The sequence below is a fragment of the Klebsiella sp. CN_Kp075 genome (genome assembly GCF_040065055.2).
GTDB classification, from domain to species: Bacteria; Pseudomonadota; Gammaproteobacteria; order Enterobacterales; family Enterobacteriaceae; genus Klebsiella; species Klebsiella aerogenes.
Window position 1 is genome coordinate 5,230,585 of sequence record NZ_CM198050.1, and the last position, 19,412, is coordinate 5,249,996.

The 19,412-nt window shown below is 56.8% G+C and carries 18 protein-coding genes and 4 tRNA genes; 7 read left to right on the top strand and 15 right to left on the bottom strand.

Going from position 1 to position 19,412, the window contains the following annotated elements; genetic code table 11:
- Window positions 1–79: 79 nt before the first annotated feature.
- Together yigI and rarD are read left to right on the top strand one after the other, a co-directional pair.
- Window positions 80–544 carry an acyl-CoA thioesterase YigI gene (gene yigI, locus ABLV78_RS24900; RefSeq protein ID WP_004097567.1) on the top strand — a complete coding sequence of 155 codons (465 nt, stop codon included), beginning with the start codon at window positions 80–82 and terminating at the stop codon, window positions 542–544.
- Between the two features lie 48 nt (window positions 545–592).
- Window positions 593–1,486: an EamA family transporter RarD gene (rarD, locus tag ABLV78_RS24905; protein ID WP_045389280.1), complete on the top strand. Its 894-nt coding sequence runs from the start codon at window positions 593–595 to the stop codon at window positions 1,484–1,486.
- An 88-nt stretch (window positions 1,487–1,574) separates the two neighbouring features.
- Here the strand turns inward: rarD and corA are convergent, their stop codons facing one another.
- The 8 genes from corA to lptM all read right to left on the bottom strand — a co-directional run bounded on the left by corA (window position 1,575) and on the right by lptM (window position 8,489).
- Window positions 1,575–2,525 carry a magnesium/cobalt transporter CorA gene (gene corA, locus ABLV78_RS24910; RefSeq protein ID WP_045389308.1) on the bottom strand — a complete coding sequence of 317 codons (951 nt, stop codon included), beginning with the start codon at window positions 2,523–2,525 and terminating at the stop codon, window positions 1,575–1,577.
- A gap of 150 nt (window positions 2,526–2,675) precedes the next feature.
- Window positions 2,676–2,732 (bottom strand): YsgD/CorL family protein, encoded by a 57-nt coding sequence (gene ysgD, locus ABLV78_RS24915; RefSeq protein ID WP_349815745.1) that lies wholly within the window; start codon window positions 2,730–2,732, stop codon window positions 2,676–2,678.
- Between the two features lie 148 nt (window positions 2,733–2,880).
- On the bottom strand, window positions 2,881–5,043 hold the full coding sequence (gene uvrD / locus ABLV78_RS24920; protein ID WP_032709535.1) for a DNA helicase II: 2,163 nt from the start codon (window positions 5,041–5,043) through the stop codon (window positions 2,881–2,883).
- Between the two features lie 63 nt (window positions 5,044–5,106).
- Window positions 5,107–5,823: a 5-amino-6-(5-phospho-D-ribitylamino)uracil phosphatase YigB gene (gene yigB, locus ABLV78_RS24925; RefSeq protein ID WP_047045695.1), complete on the bottom strand. Its 717-nt coding sequence runs from the start codon at window positions 5,821–5,823 to the stop codon at window positions 5,107–5,109.
- Window positions 5,823–6,725: a tyrosine recombinase XerC gene (gene xerC / locus ABLV78_RS24930; protein ID WP_045395583.1), complete on the bottom strand. Its 903-nt coding sequence runs from the start codon at window positions 6,723–6,725 to the stop codon at window positions 5,823–5,825. Before xerC ends, yigB begins: the two co-directional genes overlap by 1 nt.
- Window positions 6,722–7,429: a DUF484 domain-containing protein gene (locus ABLV78_RS24935; RefSeq protein WP_045395581.1), complete on the bottom strand. Its 708-nt coding sequence runs from the start codon at window positions 7,427–7,429 to the stop codon at window positions 6,722–6,724. The genes xerC and ABLV78_RS24935 overlap by 4 nt, the downstream gene beginning before the upstream one ends.
- Window positions 7,426–8,250 (bottom strand): diaminopimelate epimerase, encoded by an 825-nt coding sequence (gene dapF / locus ABLV78_RS24940; protein ID WP_032713809.1) that lies wholly within the window; start codon window positions 8,248–8,250, stop codon window positions 7,426–7,428. The genes ABLV78_RS24935 and dapF overlap by 4 nt, the downstream gene beginning before the upstream one ends.
- Before the next feature lie 35 nt (window positions 8,251–8,285).
- Window positions 8,286–8,489, bottom strand: a complete 204-nt coding sequence (gene lptM, locus ABLV78_RS24945; protein ID WP_020077593.1) for an LPS translocon maturation chaperone LptM — start codon at window positions 8,487–8,489, stop codon at window positions 8,286–8,288.
- 146 nt (window positions 8,490–8,635) lie between these two features.
- Between lptM and cyaY the strand changes: the two genes are divergently transcribed.
- Window positions 8,636–8,956: an iron donor protein CyaY gene (gene cyaY / locus ABLV78_RS24950; RefSeq protein ID WP_015368867.1), complete on the top strand. Its 321-nt coding sequence runs from the start codon at window positions 8,636–8,638 to the stop codon at window positions 8,954–8,956.
- Between the two features lie 133 nt (window positions 8,957–9,089).
- Here cyaY and cyaA read toward each other — a convergent pair whose 3' ends face one another.
- Window positions 9,090–11,642, bottom strand: a complete 2,553-nt coding sequence (gene cyaA, locus ABLV78_RS24955) for a class I adenylate cyclase (RefSeq protein WP_015368868.1) — start codon at window positions 11,640–11,642, stop codon at window positions 9,090–9,092.
- Window positions 11,643–11,992: 350 nt separating this feature from the next.
- Between cyaA and hemC the strand changes: the two genes are divergently transcribed.
- Genes hemC through hemY form a run of 4 tightly spaced genes read left to right on the top strand, consistent with a single transcriptional unit; the run spans window position 11,993 to window position 16,065 of the window.
- A complete protein-coding gene (gene hemC, locus ABLV78_RS24960; RefSeq protein ID WP_045395576.1) occupies window positions 11,993–12,934 on the top strand; it encodes a hydroxymethylbilane synthase in 942 nt (313 codons plus the stop codon).
- Window positions 12,931–13,671, top strand: coding sequence for a uroporphyrinogen-III synthase (gene hemD, locus ABLV78_RS24965; RefSeq protein ID WP_045395574.1), 741 nt, complete (start codon window positions 12,931–12,933; stop codon window positions 13,669–13,671). The genes hemC and hemD overlap by 4 nt, the downstream gene beginning before the upstream one ends.
- Before the next feature lie 21 nt (window positions 13,672–13,692).
- The gene (gene hemX / locus ABLV78_RS24970) at window positions 13,693–14,865 is read left to right on the top strand and encodes a uroporphyrinogen-III C-methyltransferase (protein WP_045395572.1); all 1,173 of its coding nucleotides are present in this window, start codon (window positions 13,693–13,695) and stop codon (window positions 14,863–14,865) included.
- A 3-nt stretch (window positions 14,866–14,868) separates the two neighbouring features.
- Window positions 14,869–16,065: a protoheme IX biogenesis protein HemY gene (gene hemY, locus ABLV78_RS24975; protein ID WP_042894676.1), complete on the top strand. Its 1,197-nt coding sequence runs from the start codon at window positions 14,869–14,871 to the stop codon at window positions 16,063–16,065.
- 466 nt (window positions 16,066–16,531) lie between these two features.
- Here hemY and ABLV78_RS24980 read toward each other — a convergent pair.
- The 6 genes from ABLV78_RS24980 to wecG form a co-directional block, all read right to left on the bottom strand.
- Window positions 16,532–16,608, bottom strand: a tRNA-Pro gene (locus ABLV78_RS24980).
- Window positions 16,609–16,650: 42 nt separating this feature from the next.
- Window positions 16,651–16,737, bottom strand: a tRNA-Leu gene (locus tag ABLV78_RS24985).
- Window positions 16,738–16,759: 22 nt separating this feature from the next.
- Window positions 16,760–16,835, bottom strand: a tRNA-His gene (locus ABLV78_RS24990).
- Between the two features lie 55 nt (window positions 16,836–16,890).
- Window positions 16,891–16,967 (bottom strand) — tRNA-Arg (locus ABLV78_RS24995).
- 102 nt (window positions 16,968–17,069) lie between these two features.
- Window positions 17,070–18,455, bottom strand: coding sequence for a bifunctional threonine/serine APC transporter ThrP (gene thrP / locus ABLV78_RS25000; RefSeq protein WP_045395570.1), 1,386 nt, complete (start codon window positions 18,453–18,455; stop codon window positions 17,070–17,072).
- A gap of 205 nt (window positions 18,456–18,660) precedes the next feature.
- Window positions 18,661–19,401, bottom strand: coding sequence for a lipopolysaccharide N-acetylmannosaminouronosyltransferase (wecG, locus tag ABLV78_RS25005; RefSeq protein WP_045395568.1), 741 nt, complete (start codon window positions 19,399–19,401; stop codon window positions 18,661–18,663).
- Between the last annotated feature and the right edge of the window lie 11 nt (window positions 19,402–19,412).

The following is a 19,412-nucleotide window of genomic DNA, read 5'->3' on the forward strand; positions in this document are numbered from 1 at the left end:
GCGTTATCGCCTCCGAAAGTGGAAATCAATATTTTTGAAGCATAAAATCAACATTTCATTAACGAAATGGACCTCTGCTATGTCTGAACTGACCGCCGCCGCCGCGCTAAAGCTGGTGGGAGAGATTTTTGTTTATCACATGCCTTTTAACCGTGCGCTGGGGCTTGAGCTGGAACGTTATGAAAAAGAGTTTGCCCAGCTCAGCTTTAATAATCAGCCGATGATGGTTGGCAACTGGGCGCAGAGTATTCTGCACGGCGGCGTTATCGCCTCTGCGCTGGATGTCGCCGCTGGGCTGGTCTGCGTCGGCAGCACCCTGACTCGCCATGACACTATCAATGAAGAAGAGCTGCGCCAGCGCCTCTCGCGGATGGGAACTATCGATTTGCGCGTCGATTACTTACGCCCTGGCCGCGGCGAGCGTTTTACCGCCACCAGCAGCCTGCTGCGCGCCGGAAACAAAGTCGCCGTGGCCCGCGTCGAGTTGCATAACGAAGAGCAGGTTTATATCGCCAGCGCCACGGCTACCTATATGGTGGGTTGATTGCCGCAGATCGAGTAACATCACTCTTTTTGGCAATGGATTCTACCAATGGACGCAAAACAAACGCGGCTGGGCGTTATGCTGGCGCTGGCCGCCTATTTTATCTGGGGTATCGCGCCGGCGTACTTCAAACTTATTTACTACGTTCCCGCCGATGAAATCCTGACGCATCGCGTGATCTGGTCTTTCTTTTTCATGGTGGCGCTCATCAGCGTCAGCCGCCAGTGGCCGCAGGTAAAAAAACTGCTAAAAACCCCGCGCAAGATCTTCCTGCTGGCGCTCTCTGCGGTGCTGGTCGGCGGCAACTGGTTGCTCTTTATCTGGGCAGTCAATAACCACCATATGCTGGAAGCTAGCCTCGGCTACTTCATTAACCCGCTGGTGAATATTCTGTTGGGAATGATTTTCCTCGGCGAACGCTTTCGCCGTCTACAGTGGTTGGCGGTGATCCTCGCTTTTTGCGGCGTGCTGGTGCAACTTTGGACCTTCGGTTCACTGCCGGTAATCGGCCTTGGGCTAGCCTTCAGCTTTGCCTTCTACGGACTGGTACGTAAGAAAATCGCCGTCGATGCGCAGACCGGTATGCTGGTGGAAACGCTATGGCTGCTGCCAGTGGCGGCGATCTGGCTTTTCGGCATCACCGATAGCCCAACCAGCCATATGGGAGATAACCCCTGGTCGCTCAATTTACTGCTAATGGCAGCGGGTGTGGTAACCACCATCCCCCTGCTTTGCTTCACCGGCGCGGCGACCCGCCTGCGCTTGTCGACGTTGGGCTTTTTCCAGTACATCGGCCCGACGCTGATGTTCCTGCTGGCGGTAACGTTCTACGGTGAAGTGCCGGGCACGGATAAAATGGTCACCTTCGCCTTTATCTGGGTGGCGCTGGCGATATTCGTGATGGATGCGGTATATACACAAAGAAGGGGGCGTCGGGGATAGGATATTACCCGATGTCGGCTACGCCTTATCCGGCCTACAAAAGCACAACACGTAGGCCCGGATAAGCGAAGCGCATCCGGTACAACAACTACAGCCAGTTTTTACGCTTGAAGTAGAGATACGGCGCCAGGCCGGCCAACATCATAAACACGATGGCTCCCGGATAACCAAAGCTCCAGTGGAGTTCCGGCATAAACTCAAAGTTCATCCCGTAGCTGGACGCCACCAGCGTCGGCGGCAGGAACACGACCGAAACCACCGAGAAGATCTTGATAATGCGGTTCTGCTCGATATTGATGAAACCCATCGCCGCCTGCATCAGGAAGTTCACCTTCTGGAACAGCGATTCGTTGTGCGGTAGCAGGGATTCGATATCTCGCAGGATCTCTCGCGCCTGTTCCAGCTGGCCTGCCGGCAGACGCGCCTTGCGCACGAGGAAGTTGAGCGCGCGCTGGGTATCCATCAGACAGAGACGTACTTTCCAGCCGATATCTTCCAGTTCCGCCAGCGTCGACAGCGCTTCGTCATACTCATCGCCCTGATGGCCTTCCATAATGACGCGGCTCAGCTTTTCCAGGTCGCTGTAGATGTTTTCTATCTCATCCGCTAACTGTTCGATTTTGGTCTCGAACAGATCTAACAGCAGCTCGTAGGCGTTGCCATCAATCAGCGTCTGATTACGCACGCGCATGCGGTACAGGCGGAAAGCGGGCAGTTCACGCTCGCGCAGGGTAAACAGGCGGCCTTCGCGGATAGTAAACGCCACGGTTGAGTTACCGGCGTGATCGTCAGCATCTTCGAAAAAGAAAAAGGAGTGGATGTGTAAACCATCTTCGTCTTCAAAGAAACGCGCTGACGCTTCGATGTCTTCCAGTTCCGGGCGCGTCGCCAGGTTCTGGCCTAACTCCGTTTGCACACGGCTACGTTCATCATCGTCAGGCTCGACCAGGTCGACCCACACCGAGCTGGCAAGATGCTTGATCTCATCGGCCTCAAGGCGCGTTAAACGATTATTTTCCAGTTGAAATGCGCTCAGCATGACCGGGACTCCCAATACAAAAAATTTATCGGACAGTTCGATGGGCACACAGAAACTATTTGGGTTTCAGACCATTAAGCCTGACTCAGAGCGACGGGAATAGGACGGGTCGCCGACAACCGCTAAGGCTATCGGCATAAGGGGATAGCCTTAGGAGTTGTTCCTGAATGACAGGAAGTTGAGCCAGCATCTACTGGGTGTGTCCAAGGCGAATGTCCTCTTAGCGTAATCGTGCGCGCATGTTACGCCAGCGCCAAAACGGCGTCAACACGCAAGGGAACGCTAAAGAGCAAATCCTGCCCTTTAGCATATAAGGCTAGCAGATTATTACAAAAAAATTATATTTTTCTTAAAGTTACACCGTTTCCAGGCGGGCGTAGGCGGCGACCAGCCATTTAATTCCCTGCCCCTGAAAAGCCACCTGCAGCCGGCTATGCTCACCGCTGCCCTCAAGGTTGACGATGGTGCCTTCACCGAACTTCGGATGCCGCACTCGTTGGCCCAGCTTATAGCCGGTATCGTTCTCCGCCACCGGGGTACCGAGACGCTGATGGTTAACCGGGCGGCTCACCGTCGCTCGCAGCCGCACCTCTTCCACGCACTCTTCCGGCAGCTCGCCGATAAAGCGCGATGGGCGATGGTAAACCTCTTTACCGTACAAACGGCGGGTTTCGGCGTAGGTCAGCGTCAGTTTTTGCATCGCGCGCGTCACGCCGACGTAGGCCAGACGACGCTCTTCCTCCAGACGACCGCCCTCATCAAGCGCCATCTGGCTCGGGAACATCCCTTCTTCAACGCCGACAATAAACACCTGCGGGAACTCCAGCCCTTTCGCCGAGTGCAGAGTCATCAGCTGTACCGCATCCTGCCAGGTATCCGCCTGCCCTTCGCCCGCTTCCAGCGCGGCGTGGGAGAGGAACGCCTGCAGCGGCATCAGATCTTCATCTTCTTCGTTGTAGCTGAACTGGCGCGTCGCCGTCACCAGTTCCTCTAAGTTTTCGATACGGGTCTGGCCCTTCTCGCCTTTTTCCTGCTCGTACATCATACGCAGGCCGGAATCTTTAATGACCCTGTCAGTCTGGACATGTAGCGGCATATCGGCGGTTTCCTGCGCCAGCGCGTCGATAAGCTCCATAAAGCGCTGCAGAGCGCTGGCAGCGCGGCCTGCCAGCACTTTCTCTTTCAGCAGCTCGCGGCAGGCCTGCCACAGCGTCAGCTGACGATCGCGCGAGGTCTGGCGCACCACATCCAGGGTCCGATCGCCGATGCCGCGGGTAGGCGTATTGACCACACGCTCAAACGCCGCGTCGTCGTTGCGGTTGGCAATCAGGCGCAGATAAGAGAGCGCATCTTTGATTTCCTGACGTTCGAAGAAGCGCATGCCGCCGTAGATACGGTAAGGCATGCTGGCCTGCAGCAGCGCCTCTTCCAGCACGCGCGACTGGGCGTTGCTACGGTAGAGAATGGCGCACTGCTCCAGCGCCCCGCCGTTCTCCTGCCAGGTTTTAATTCGGTTAACCACGAAACGCGCTTCATCAAGATCGTTGAAGGCGCAGTACAGCGAAATGGGCTCGCCGTCGGCGCCGTCGGTCCACAGTTTTTTGCCCAGCCGCCCGTTGTTGTTTTCAATCAGGGCGTTGGCGGCGCTGAGAATATTGCTGGTTGAACGATAGTTCTGCTCCAGACGAATAGTTTCCGCGCCCGGGAAGTCATTCAGGAAGCGCTGAATGTTTTCGACCTGCGCGCCGCGCCAGCCGTAAATCGACTGGTCATCATCGCCGACAATCATAACTTTGCCGGTATCGCCCGCCAGCAGGCGGATCCAGGCATACTGAATGTTGTTGGTATCCTGGAATTCGTCGACGAGAATATTGGTGAAGCGCTCGCGGTAGTGCTGCAGGATATGCGGTTTGTTCAGCCACAGTTCGTGCGCGCGCAGCAACAGCTCGGCGAAGTCCACCAGCCCGGCGCGATCGCAGGCTTCCTGATAGGCCTGATACACCTTCTGCCAGGTCTGTTCGACCGGGTTGCCGTAGCTCTGAATATGGTGCGGGCGCAGCCCTTCATCTTTTTGGCTGTTGATGTACCACATCGCCTGACGCGGCGGCCATTGCTTCTCATCCAGGTTCATCGCCTTAATCAGGCGCTTCAGCAGGCGCAGCTGATCTTCGCTATCGAGGATTTGGAAATCCTGCGGCAGGTTGGCATCCAGATGATGGGCGCGTAGCAGGCGATGGGCCAGGCCGTGGAAGGTGCCGACCCACATACCGCCCTGGGTGGTGCCCATCAGTTGGCCGATGCGGTGGCGCATCTCCGCCGCCGCTTTGTTGGTAAAGGTCACCGCCATAATGGAATACGGCGAGCAGTTTTCCACGCTCAGCAGCCAGGCGATACGGTGCACCAGTACGCGCGTCTTACCACTGCCCGCCCCTGCCAGAACCAGCATATTGGTGCGCGAGGCCGCTACGGCTTCACGCTGTTTGTCATTAAGGCTGTCGAGCAGGTAAGAAACGTCCATTGGCACCGCCGGAAGAGAAGGGGTTCCACGAACCCCTGTTAATATATACAGAGTTACTGGTGATTATATCAGCGAGGTCAGAGATGCCAACCGTGAAATTTCAATATGCGGCAGCAGGCGGCTATCGGCGGTTTTCATCAACGAGGCGTCCTGCGGCTTGATCCAGCAGGCCTGCATTCCACAGCGAATAGCGCCCGCCACGTCGGTGGTCAGATCATCGCCGACATGCAGAATCTGCCCGAGCGGCAAATCCAGACGCTCCGCCGCCAGATGGTACATATCGGCAAACGGTTTGGAGCGGCCATCCGGACCCGCGCGCAGCACGAAACGGAAATAGTCATTCAGCCCGAACAGTTCCGGCTGAGCGTTACCGTTGGTGATAGCCACCAGCGGCCATTTCTGCGCCAGCTTCGCCAGCGTATCGTGCGTCTCCTGCGGCACATCAACGCGGCTGCGCCAGTGGGCGAAATTTTCCATCGCCGCATCGGCGCCGGCTTTCGCCTCGGCGGCGGAGAGCCCGGCATTACGCATCCCTAACTCCAGCGCGCGGTGGCGCCAGACGGTGACATCGTGATAAATCTCGGGTTCTGAGGTCAATAACGTTTGGCGCAGGCGGTTGAGATCGCTTGCATTAAACTGGCTCAGCGCCGGATGGTAATTACGCACAAATGTCAGCGATTCCTGCATCGTCCGGTCAATCACCGGGCGGTTATCGTAAAGGGTGTCATCCAGGTCGAACGTCAGCGCGGAGATCGGGCCCAGAGGTCGGTAAAAACGCATTATTTCCCCCGTTTAGCGCGCGGATGCGCGGCATCGTACACCGAGGCAAGGTGTTGAAAATCGAGATGGGTATAGATTTGGGTGGTGGAGAGATTGGCATGCCCCAGCAGCTCCTGCACGCCGCGCAGATCGCCGCTCGACTCCAGCATATGCGTCGCGAAGGAGTGCCGCAGCTTATGCGGATGCACGTGGCTATTGAGCCCCTGCTTTATGCCCCACTCGGCAAACCGCTTCTGCACGTTGCGCGCTGAAATGCGCTTACCCAGCTTCGACAAAAACAGCGCATCGTCATCGCCGCCGAACAGGCCGCGCAAATCCAGCCAGTGTTCGATCCATGCCACCGCATTGCGCCCAATTGGCAGGCGGCGCTCTTTGCTGCCTTTCCCCATCACCCACACTTCCCCTGACTCCAGGTCAAGGTGCTTAATATCAAGGTTAACTAACTCAGAAAGACGCAGCCCCGCGCCGTACATCACTTCCAGCATCGCCCGGTCGCGCACCGCGAGCGGGTCGTTGAGGTCGATATCCAGTAGCCGATTCACATCATCAACGTCGATATTTTTCGGCAAATGGCGGGGGATCTTCGGCGCCGCAATCCCTTTCGCCGGGTTAGCGGCCAGCTCGCCCTGGCTGACCATCCAGTCGAAAAAGCTGCGCAGGGCGGAAAGCCGCAGCGCCAGGCTCGCCGGGCCTAAGCCCGCGCGGCGGCTACGCACCGCAAAGCTACGTACCTGAGCGGCGTCACACTGCTGCCAGCTTTTTAACCCGGCATCATCCGCCAGCGCGATCAGCGCTTCCAGCTGACGCTGGTAGTTAGTGAGCGTAATCGGGCTAAGCTGGCGCTCAACGCCGAGATAGCGCAGGAAGCGGTCGACGCAGGCGAATAGCGGGGAGTCGGTCATGCGCGTTCAATCCAGCGCTCCAGCAGGCCGGGCAGCATGCGCGCAATCTCCTGCAGTAGCTGTGTTCCCTGGCCTTGCTGATAATGTTGTGGATCGCGGCTGCTGAAGAACATCACCCCCGGCGCGTCATCATCGCCCAGTAGCGACATCGCCACCGAGCCGATAGCTTTCGCATCCGGCAGCACCACCAGCAGCTCTGGCCCGTTCAGCGGACCAAGATAGTGACGTGCCTGGCCCAGCCGCTGAATACGAATGGGTTCGAACGCCTGCCGGCTCAACGCCAGATGGGTGAATTTAGACGGCGCGCCGAGATGCCAGCTGTCCGGAAACAGGCGCACCGTTGCGCCTGCCAGGCCAAGCTCGCGCGCCCAACGATGAAAGCGGTTGAGCATTTCATCCAGGCTATCGGCGGACGCCAGCCGCGTCTGCAGATGGAACAGGCGCTGAAACAGGCTTTGATTGGCCGTCGCCTGTTCCATCAGCAGCGTCATATTCTCTTCCAGCACGTTGATATGGTTACGCGCCCGCAGCATATGCCACTCTACCAGCGAGATGGTGCCGCGCACCGGATGCGGGACGCGGATATGCTCTACCTGCGCCGCATTACGAATAAAGAACTCAGGATTTTGCAGCAGATATTCTACTACCGCGCTGTCGTCGAGCGCTGTGGCGAGTTCCTGCTGTTCTTCCCCGATCTGTTTCATAGATGAATAAATCCGTCGTAGACGTGTGCCGCCGGGCCAGTCATATACAACGGTTGACCCGGACCTTTCCAGGCGATGTCGAGACGCCCGCCTGGCAATTCCACGCGTACCTCTTCGGCGAGTAACCCCTGTTGGATACCGACCGCCACCGCCGCACAGGCGCCGCTGCCGCAGGCCTGCGTTTCGCCTGCGCCGCGTTCATAGACGCGCAGACGAATATGGGAGCGTTCCACTACCTGCATAAAGCCGATATTGGCGCGTTCCGGAAAACGTTCGTGGCTTTCCATTACCGGACCGAGGGTTTCAACCGCGGCTGTGTCCACGTTATCGACCTGAATCACGCAGTGCGGGTTGCCCATTGAGACGACGCCGCACAATATTGTCTGTTCAGCCGCGCGCATAATATAGGTCTTTTCCGCTTTGTTAGCGCGGAACGGGACCTGAGACGGCTCGAAATTCGGCTCGCCCATGTTAACGCGCACCAGATCATCTTCCGTTACGCTTAATACCATACGCCCGTTGGCGGTGCTCACGCGGATATCACGTTTATTGGTCAGGCCTTTTAAACGGACAAAGCGGGCGAAGCAGCGCGCGCCGTTGCCGCACTGCGAGACTTCGCTACCGTCAGCATTGAAGATACGGTAGTGGAAGTCCAGATCGGGATCGTACGGCGGCTCGACAACCAACAGCTGGTCGAAGCCAACGCCAAGATGCCGATCCGCAAGGCGACGAATCAGCTCCGGTGAGAAGAAAACATTCTGCGTTACCGCATCAACAACCATGAAGTCGTTGCCGAGGCCATGCATTTTAGAGAACTGCATTATCTACTCCAATTGCGCGGAACAGAACGTTATCGTTAATAGTTAACCTGGGTCGGACCGCCATTATCGCCGCGATCGTTACGATCCGGCGTCGCGCTCTGAATGCCTGGGTTAACCGGCTTGGTCGGCGGCGGCGCGGTTTTGTCTGCCGGCGGGAAATACAGCGGCCCTTTCAAACCGCAGCCGGTCAGGCTGAAGATTGCAAACAGAACGGCAAGCGTGGGTAAAACGTTTTTCATTGATAGTTGCCCATGATTCATTCGTTACTGCTTTCTATCATCGCAGGAGAAGACGTAAAAGCAAGCGTTTAGCATCTGACTGCGCGCGCTTTTGTTTCGCGCTATACTGCGGCCATCTTCAAAAATCAAAAAAGCAGAATATAACTATGAACGACAGTGAATTCCATCGCCTGGCCGATAGCCTGTGGATGACCATCGAAGAACGTCTGGACGACTGGGACGGCGACAGCGATATCGACTGCGAAATCAACGGCGGCGTGCTGACCATCAGCTTCGAAAATGGCAGTAAAATCATCATCAACCGTCAGGAACCGCTGCATCAGGTCTGGCTGGCGACCAAGCAAGGCGGCTATCACTTCGATCTGCAAGGCGACGAGTGGATCTGCGATCGTAGCGGCGAACGCTTCTGGGATCTGCTGGAGCAGGCGGCGAGCAATCAGGCCGGCGAGACGGTGAGCTTCCGTTAATGGCGTCTTTCCCGGATGGCGGCGCATCGCGCCTTATCCGGGCTACCCGACGACATAGAACCGTAGCCCTGCTAAGCGCAGCGCCAGCAGGGAATATCTCCGGATAGCGGCTAGCACCTTATCCAGGCCAAATCTACGAGTAGCGCTGCTGCAGCACCGGTGAGGCGACCGCTTCCTGGCCCGGCGGCACCGCGGCGGCAATCGCCTGACTGCGGAACGGAATCACCTGCGTGCGTCCGTCAACTTCGACTATCTGATAGAACTGCGGCAGGTTGAAGTTAATGAAGCTTGAGCCGTAGGTGAAGCGATCGTGCGATGACGAGTAGAAGCGGCTGACGTCGCGCACCAGCTCTTCTTTGCTGCCCTCGCAGTGGTGATAAACCTCTGCGCGGTTGCTTTCGTCGAGAATGTAGATGTTAAAGCCGCTGTCATTGTTATCCGCATCTTCAAAGAAGAATTGAATTATCCCTTCACTGGCGAAGCCATCCACCACCGCCGGCAGCTTAACGTGATTGGTTTCTACCTGTACCGACAGGCCGTGGAGCTTGTTGTGCGAGATAGCGCCGTAGAACTCAATGGCGTTTTCCAGCTTCTGCACCGACACGTTCAGGCGCTCGAAGAACAGGCCCCAGGTCTGGCCGGAGACGCGCAGCGCTTTGAAGCGCCCGGTATCCTGACGGGTACTGGAGAGACGCAGTTCGATGCACTCGGAGACCATCTGCTGCACGCGGGTGCGGATAAGGCCGCGCAGGTGCTGGCTATAGCAGAACACCTCCACGCTATCCGGCGGCGCGGCGTCCTGATGCATTTTGCCGAGAATAGTTTTCAGCGCTTCGATCATCGCCTGCTCACCGTTAAAGTGCAGCGTGCGCACTTCGTTCCACGAGTTGCGATACAGCAGGTCGACGCTGCCAATCAGGCATTTTTGCTCTTCGCCAAAGCTGAAAACATCGAGCTTACGGAAGTCGAAATGCACCACCTGATTACGGAATGCCGCCGTCGGGTCATATTCGAGGTTGACGATAATCGCCAGGTGGCGAATTTCGCACGGGCTGTACAGCGCTTTTGGCGTCGGCGCCGGCAGGCGCAGCGGGAAGTGGTGCGACACGTCGGCCACCATCTCCTGCAGCTTCGGCAAATCGACGATACCGTTGCCCTTAATAAACAGACGGGTGCGTGAGGTCAGCAGGCCGTTAAACCAGGCCCAGGCCACCAGCTTATTAAGATAACGGTTATATTCCAGCGGCTGATGGCTGATGATCGATTCCATATCCGGCGCGCGGTTATACAGATACCAACCGGTACGGTTAGCGCGGCCCGGCGGCACGTGGATAAAGGTCAGATTCGGTTCCGACAGGTCCGGTGAAATTTGCGGGTTTACCAGGGTAACTTTGCCCGGCAGGGCTTCAAAGGCGGCATACAGCTTACGCGTCAGCACGCCGATATCCTGCGGGCTGGCGGAGACGCTGAGGTTATTGCGCCGGGCAAAACGGATCAGATTACGATAGCTCTGCATCATCGCGTCGAGCAGTTCGTTGTGCGCTTTGCGCACTTCATCGATTTTCCAGTTAGCGCGGTTATCAAGCATCATCAGACGCTTTTCATCCCAGCCCCACTCTTTCACCAACTGGCTGACGACTTCACGACGCCAGCCCACGCAGGCGCGCTCGCGGCTGAGTTTTTCACAGACTTTCAGGTAGAAGCAGCGGCGTACCAGATCGAGACGGGTGTCGTCTTCGATAGCCTGCAGATAGGCGGTAACGCGCTCCAGCATCATGCAGTAGGGGTCGAGACCGAACGAGACAATCTCGCCATCGTGCAGGCGCTGTTTAATATCTTTCGCCAACAGGCGGTTGTTGGGGTATTCCCAGGAGTAGGCTTCCAGCAGCAGCGTTTTCAGCACCGCTTTATACGGGGAGTCGATACTCTTATACAGCTGCCACAGGCTGGCGCCGAAGTACTCTTCCGCCGACAGCGAACTGAGGCCGCCGAGATCGAGCCATTCGTTTGGCGTCAGCACGCCCTGGGCATACAGCCCCATCACGTAGTCATCGTAATGGTCTTCTTCATCACCCGGCACCATATTCCACAGAATACGCTTCCCGGCGAGACGCACGGCGGTGCGGTAAAATTCATCGAGCAACAAAATATGCTGGGTCGAACCGCAGTCTTCGCCGCCGAGGCTGCCGCTTTCGTTATGGCGGAAGCGGTTTTCGTCGATCAGGAAGAAACTAACCTCGACGCCGAGCGACGCCGCCCAGCTTTCAAGCAGGCTGCATTTACGCTGCAGCAGCTGGCGTTCTTCGTTATCCAGCCAGGCCTGATGGCATACCCAGATATCCAGATCGGAAGAGCAGCTTTGCCCAACGGAGGAGGTACTGCCCATCGAATAAACGCCGGTAATCGGCAGTTCGCCTTTCGGCGGCTCCTGCGTCAGCAGGCCACGGTGCAGTTCGAGTTCGTCAAGGTAGTGGCGTTGGGTTTCATCAGGCGTGTAGAGGCAAATGCCGCGGGGAACGTTACCGTCAAGGTAACCCGGCATCAGCGGGTGATGATAATGTAGTAATGTCGGCAGAAGACTGTAAACCTGCTGGAAAGCGGGTCCCATGGCAGCAAGCGCGCGATCCACGCGCAGTTGGTTGATGGCATCCAGTCTCTGTTTCAGTGTCTCAATATAGAGGTACAAGACATATCGCCTGATGTTCAAAAATCCGACGTACAATAGTACGGAGGATTTCAGTATTTCAACAAGAACCGTCACCATTCGTCATCGGTGTGGTTGTGATGAACTGCTGGCTGACAAATGGTTTAAAACGTGATCAATTTAACACCTTGCTGTTTGACCGTAAAGAAAGATGCGCTACATACAAGTGTAGCACCGTTTGCCGGGTGTAAATTCCCCACTACGCTTGCGGCAACCGCAGCCGCATGAAACGCTAAAGGACATCGTGCCAGCATCCCACATTAACCGTGAAACTAACATCCCTAAAGCAACAATGTTAGGATGGCTCGTGGTCGACAATGACGGTAACAAGCATGTTAGACAAAGTTTTGAGAATTGCCACAAGGCAAAGCCCGCTTGCGCTATGGCAGGCACATTATGTGAAAGAGCGCCTGGAGTCGTGTCATCCGGGGCTTTCCGTTGAGCTGGTGCCCATGGTCACCCGCGGCGACGTGCTCCTTGATACCCCGCTGGCAAAGGTGGGCGGCAAGGGCTTATTTGTGAAAGAGTTAGAGCTCGCCATGATTGAAGGGCGCGCCGATATCGCCGTCCATTCGATGAAAGATGTCCCGGTCGAATTCCCGGAAGGCCTGGGGTTGGTCACCATCTGCGAGCGTGAAGATCCGCGCGACGCATTTGTTTCCAATCACTATGCCTCAATTGACGATCTGCCGGCCGGCAGCATCGTTGGCACGTCAAGTTTACGTCGCCAATGCCAGTTGGCGGCAGAGCGCCCCGATCTGGTGATCCGTTCGCTACGCGGCAACGTTGGCACGCGATTAGGCAAACTCGATAACGGCGAGTATGACGCTATTATCCTCGCCGCCGCCGGGTTGAAGCGGCTGAAACTGGAAGCGCGTATTCGCCAGCCGCTCTCACCTGAGCAATCTCTGCCGGCCGTCGGCCAGGGCGCGGTAGGTATCGAATGCCGCCTTGACGATGAATGGACCAAAGCGCTGTTAGCGCCGCTTAACCATACGGAAACCGCCGTGCGCGTGCGCGCCGAGCGGGCGATGAACACCCGTCTCGAAGGCGGTTGTCAGGTGCCGATTGGCAGCTATGCCGAACTGCGCGATGGCGAGCTGTGGCTACGGGCGCTGGTGGGCGCGCCGGATGGGTCGCTGGTCGTGCGCGGTGAACGCCGCGGCCGGCCGGAAGAGGCAGAGGCGCTCGGCGTCTCGCTGGCGGAAGAGCTACTGGATAACGGCGCCCGCGACATCCTCGCGGCGGTCTATGATGGAGAAGCCCCACGATGAGCATCTTGGTCACCCGTCCGCTACCGCAAGGTGAAGAGTTAGTCAGCCGCCTGCGCGCGCTGGGACGCGTGGCCTGGAGCTTTCCGCTGATAGAATTCACGCCGGGGCGGGAGCTGGCAGCGCTCCCGCGCCAGCTGGCGGCATTAGGCGCGGACGATTTGTTGTTTGCGCTATCGCAGCATGCGGTGGAATTCGCCCATGCCCGTCTGCTGCAGGAGAGCCAACGCTGGCCCTCCGATCCGGCCTATTTCTCGATAGGCCGCACCACCGCGCTGGCTCTGCATACGGTCAGTGGTAAAAATATCCGTTACCCGTTAGATCGGGAAATCAGCGAAGTCTTGCTACAATTACCTGAATTACAAAACATTGCGGGCAAGAAAGCCCTGATTCTGCGCGGCAACGGCGGGCGGGAATTATTAGGCGACACGCTGCGTGAACGCGGCGCCGAAGTAACATTTTGTGAATGTTATCAACGTTGTGCGAAGTACTATGATGGTGCGGAAGAGGCTATGCGCTGGCAATCTCGTGGAGTCACTACGCTGGTGGTCACCAGCGGCGAGATGCTGCAGCAGCTGTGGTCGTTAATACCCCAGTGGTATCGCGAACGGTGGCTGCTGCACTGTAGCCTTGTCGTTGTCAGCGAACGTCTGGCCCTTCAGGCCCGGGAATTGGGCTGGCAGGATATTCAGGTTGCCGATAACGCCGACAACGATGCGCTGCTACGCGCATTACAATAACTCTCAACATTGGAAGCCATAATGACGGAACAACAAAATCAATCCGCCGTGGTTGAAGAGACCAGGGAGGCCGTGGAAACCACGCCACAGCCAGAAAACAACGAGAAGAAAAAGGCCGGCAACAAAACCAGCCTGGCGCTCAGCGCGATAGCTATCGCCATCGCCCTCGCCGCCGGTATTGGTCTGTATGGTTTGAATAAACAGCAATCCACGCGCCAAAATGAAACCAGCTCGGAATTATCAAGCCAGATCGCAGCGCTGCAAAAAGCGCAGGATAGCCAGAAGAGCGAGCTGGAAGGCATTATCAAACAGCAGGCCGATCGGTTGAGCGAGGCCAAACGCGAACAGGAAACCCTGACGAAACAGCTTGATGAGCTACAGCAAAAAGTTGCAGTGATTTCCGGCAGCGACGCCAAAACCTGGCTGCTGGCGCAGGCTGATTTCCTGGTTAAGCTGGCGGGACGTAAGCTGTGGAGCGATCAGGATGTGACGACCGCCGCCGCGCTGCTGAAAAGCGCCGATGCCAGTCTCGCCGACATGAACGACCCAAGCCTTATCGGCGCGCGCCGCGCCATCACCGATGACATCGCTTCGCTGTCGGCGGTAAGTCAGGTCGATTACGACGGCATTATCCTTAAGGTTAACCAGCTGGCGAACCAAATCGACAATCTGCGTCTGGCTGATAATAACGACGATGATTCTCCGATGGATGCCGACAGCGACGAGCTCTCCAGCTCCATCGGCGAATGGCGCGTTAACCTGCAGAAAAGCTGGCAGAACTTTATGGATAGCTTCATTACCATACGTCGCCGTGACGAAACGGCGGTGCCGCTGTTAGCGCCGAATCAGGATGTCTATCTGCGCGAAAATATCCGCTCTCGTCTGCTGGTTGCCGCGCAGGCGGTGCCGCGTCATCAGGAAGAAACCTATAAGCAGGCGCTGGAAAACGTCTCCACCTGGGTACGCGCTTATTACGATACTGAAGACGCCACTACCAAGGCTTTCCTTGAAGAGGTGGATAAGCTCAGTCAGCAAAGTATCACCATGAGCGTACCGGAAACGTTGCAGAGCCAGAGCCTGCTGGAAAAGCTGATGCAAACTCGGGTGCGTAATTTAATGGCCCAGCCTGCGGCAGCCGCTCCGACGCCGACGCCAGCACCGACCGCGCCAGCCCCTGCGCCGCAAGGAGAATAACCGATGCTGAAAATTCTCCTGCTTTTCGCACTGCTGATCGCCGGGATCGTCGTCGGCCCGATGATCGCGGGCCACCAGGGCTACGTTCTAATCCAGACCGATAACTACAATATCGAAACCAGCGTGACGGGCCTTGTGATCATCCTGATCCTCGCAATGGTGGTGCTGTTCGCCATTGAATGGCTGTTGCGCCGCATTTTCCGTACCGGCGCGCACACGCGCGGCTGGTTCGTCGGCCGTAAGCGCCGCCGCGCGCGTAAGCAAACCGAGCAAGCGCTGCTGAAACTGGCGGAAGGCGATTACCAACAGGTTGAAAAGCTGATGGCGAAAAATGCCGATCACGCCGAACAACCGGTAGTGAACTATCTGTTAGCGGCGGAAGCGGCCCAACAGCGCGGTGATGAAGCTCGCGCCAATCAGCATCTTGAGCGCGCCGCCGAACTGGCTGGCGATGACCTGATCCCGGTTGAAATCACCCGCGTGCGCCTACAGCTGGCGCGTAATGAAAACCACGCCGCCCGTCACGGCATCGATAAGCTACTGGAAGTGACCCCGCGTCATCCGGAGGTGCTGCGTCTTGCCGAGCAGGCTTATACCCGTACCGGCGCGTGGAATTCGCTGCTGGACATCATTCCATCCATGGCGAAAGCCAACGTGGGGGATGAAGAGCACCGCGCCGCGCTGGAACAGCTGGCGTGGATTGGCCTGATGGACAAAGCGCTGGCCGACGGCGGTAGCGAAGGGCTACGCGAGTGGTGGCGCAACCAGAGCCGTAAAACGCGCGCCCTGATACCGCTGCAGGTGGCGATGGCCGAACGCCTGATCGAGAGCGACGATCACGACACCGCACAGCAGATTATTATCGATGGTCTGAAGAAACAGTACGACGACCGCCTGGTTATGCCAATTCCGCGGCTGAAGACCAATAATCCTGAACAACTGGAGAAAGTGCTGCGCCAGCAGATCAAAGCCGTCGGCGACCGTCCGCTGCTGTGGAGCACCCTGGGCCAGTCGCTGATGCGTCACGGTGAATGGCAGGAGGCCAGTATCGCTTTCCGCGCCGCACTTAAGCAGCGCCCGGATGCCTTTGATTACGCGTGGCTTGCCGATGCGCTGGACCGCCTGCACCAGCCGGAAGAAGCGGCGACCATGCGCCGTGACGGCCTGCTGTTGACGCTACACAATAACCCTCAGCAGTAATTCACGATAACGCTATCGCCTCGTTCGGGGCGATAGCGCCCTTCTCTCGCGAAAAGATAGCCTACCCCTGAAAGAAAAAAACGCCTGCGCTGAAATCAGGGCAGGCGTTAAAACAGGTCTGTTTGACAACAAATTGGGTGCTTCACTCAACGTTATGTCCATGGTGTTTGATGAGACATATGAAATGCGACATCTATCAGTGGACGATAAGCACCGTAAGTACGGCTCTGCATCATTCCTGAGTTTATGAGGCACAAAGGCGAACATAAGAGATGGAATGAGCATCTACCCGGTTATTATCGCACAGGATCCAGCGAGATTGCATCTATCGCAGCAATCATTTGGGACAATTCCGGACAATAATTCGCAGACGTGGAACCTATTTTTTACGAGGAAGATCAGCGGGATAAAAGACGACTGGAGAAAACCGGAAAACAAAAAACCCCGCCGAAGCGGGGTTCAAAATTGGTCGGCGAGAGAGGATTCGAACCTCCGACCCACTGGTCCCAAACCAGTTGCGCTACCAAGCTGCGCTACTCGCCGAAATACTGCTTTTTGAATTTTTAGTTCAATTCTTTAAAGTCGTGGTGCGAGGGGGGGGACTTGAACCCCCACGTCCGTAAGAACACTAACACCTGAAGCTAGCGCGTCTACCAATTCCGCCACCTTCGCAATTCACAACTCTATCAAATAATGGGGTGGCTAATGGGATTCGAACCCACGACAACTGGAATCACAATCCAGGGCTCTACCAACTGAGCTATAGCCACCACAACAATTCTTTTACGCGGTATTAAAACCACCGCAGCTCCAGCACCGGGTAAATGGTGCGCCCGACAGGATTCGAACCTGAGACCTCTGCCTCCGGAGGGCAGCGCTCTATCCAGCTGAGCTACGGGCGCTTAGCGCCGTTGCGGGGGTGGATAATACGGACTTCCCCCACCCCTGTCTAGTGCCTTTTTAAATAAAATTTCTATTTGCTCACAGTTTGTGCGCTTTGGCGCTTATTCCGCCGTTTTATCGAGATTTCCCCGCTTGCCGAGGCCGAAAACCTTATAAATAAGGGTCACCGCGGCAAGGAAAATAATCCCGACAAAGAGCGACATCCGGGTTTCATCGTTGATTCCCATGCCGATCAGCACACAAACGAGGAATGCCATCGTCAAATAGTTCGCCCACGGGAACAACAGCGAACGGAACGGATGGCTGGCCATCGCCTGCTGATGCTCGCGGCGGAAACGCAGCTGGCTTATCAGGATCACAAACCACGGCACCATCCCCGGCAACACGCTGGCGCTATAGACATAGACAAACACGCGCTGCGGGTTAGGAATAATGTAGTTCAGGCACGAACCGATTAGCAGAATCACGATCGACAGCGCAACGCCCGCTACCGGTACGCCCTGACGCGACACTTTGGCCATTGCCGCCGGTAGCTGACGATTACGCGCCAGCGCATATAACATGCGTCCACAGCTATACATCCCGCTGTTACAGCCCGACAGCGCGGCGGTCAGCACCACGAAGTTGATAATCCCCGCCGCCGCGGTAATGCCGATTTTGGCGAAGGTGAGAACGAATGGGCTACCGGTCGAGCCAATCTGGTTCCACGGGAAGATAGTCACGATAACGAAAATCGCCCCCACGTAGAAAATCAGGATACGCCACAGCACCTTGCCTACCGCGCTACGCAACGTGACCTGCGGGTTTTTCGCTTCCCCGGCAGTGATACCGATAAGTTCAACGCCCTGATAAGAGGCGACGACAATACACAGCGCCGTCAGGAAGCCTTTCCAGCCGCCGGCGAAGAAGCCGCCGTGCTCGGTAAGGTTGCCAAAACCGATCGACTGTCCGCCGTTGCCGAAACCAAAGAAGATGACCCCCAGGCCGATGACAATCATCACGATAATGGTGGTGACTTTAATCATCGCAAACCAGAACTCGATCTCGCCGTACAGACGCACTGCCGCCAGGTTAGCCAACGCCACCAGTCCGACGGCAATTAGCGCCGGGATCCACTGCGCCATCTCCGGGAACCAGAACTGCACGTATACCCCGATGGCGGTGATCTCAGATATCCCCACCGCCATCCACATAAACCAGTATGACCAGGCCGTGAGATAGCCGAAGAACGGGCTCATGTAGCGATGTGCGTAAACGGCGAATGAGCCGGTTACTGGTTCGAGGAACAACATCTCGCCCATCGAACGCATGATAAAGAAGACAAATAAACCGGCGATAATATACGCCAGCAGGACGGATGGACCGGCCCACTTCAGCGTACTTGCCGCACCCATGAATAACCCTACGCCAATCGTCCCGCCTAGCGCGATTAGCTCAATATGCCGGGCCTCCAGTCCACGCTGGAGTTCCGCTTTTTTCTCAGTCATAAAGCCTCTTGTGTTTGCTGTACTCCGGGTACTCCCGGTTATTGTTATTCATTGAAACCATAGCCTTGCCGACGCGCAGGTCTCCCCCACGCGTTTGAAGCATGCGAATGGTTAATTAATTTTACGGAAATGGCAAATAAAGTATCAGGCGAGTGAAGAGATTACACAGAATATGTATGCAATCTCGTCTGGTTGCAGTGGAATATCAGAGCTTGCCGGAATAATGCCAACGTAAATAGCGCAGTAGACGGAACTGTCTTTTGATGCGGCTCGGCTGCAGGAGCAGGCGATAGAACCACTCCAGCCCCAGGTTCTGCCAGAATTTTGGCGCCCGGTGAACGTGGCCGGTAAAGACGTCATAAGTGCCGCCAACGCCCATATACAACGCGGCGGGATACACCAGTCGACAGTCGCGCATCAGAATTTCCTGGCGCGGCGATCCCATCGCGACGGTGACAATTTTCGCCCCGCTGTCGCGTACCCGTTCAAACAACTGCTGGCGCTGATCGGCGGAAAAATAGCCGTCCTGGCTGCCGACGATATTCACCTTCCAGCGCTCACGTAGCTTCGCTTGCGTCTCCGCCAGCACCTCGGGCTTGCCGCCAATCAGAAACACCGGCGTTCCCTGCGCCCCGGCGCGCTCCATTAAGGCTTCCCACAGATCGGCGCCGGCAACGCGCGACACCTCAGCCTGCGGATATTTTTTGCGTAATGATCGCACGACGCTGATGCCGTCGGCATATTTAAACTCGGCGGCCTCAATCAGCGCACGCACTTCCGGGATATCTTCTACCGCCAGCATTTTTTCGGCGTTGATCGCGACCAGCGTTCCCTGACGCAGTTCGCCGTCGGCGAAGAGATAGTTGAGCGCATGCTGCATGTCGCGCCAGCCAATAAGCTGCAGCCCTCGCAGCGCATACTGCGGCGCGGAAGTGTTATCAGTCATGTTCATCCTTA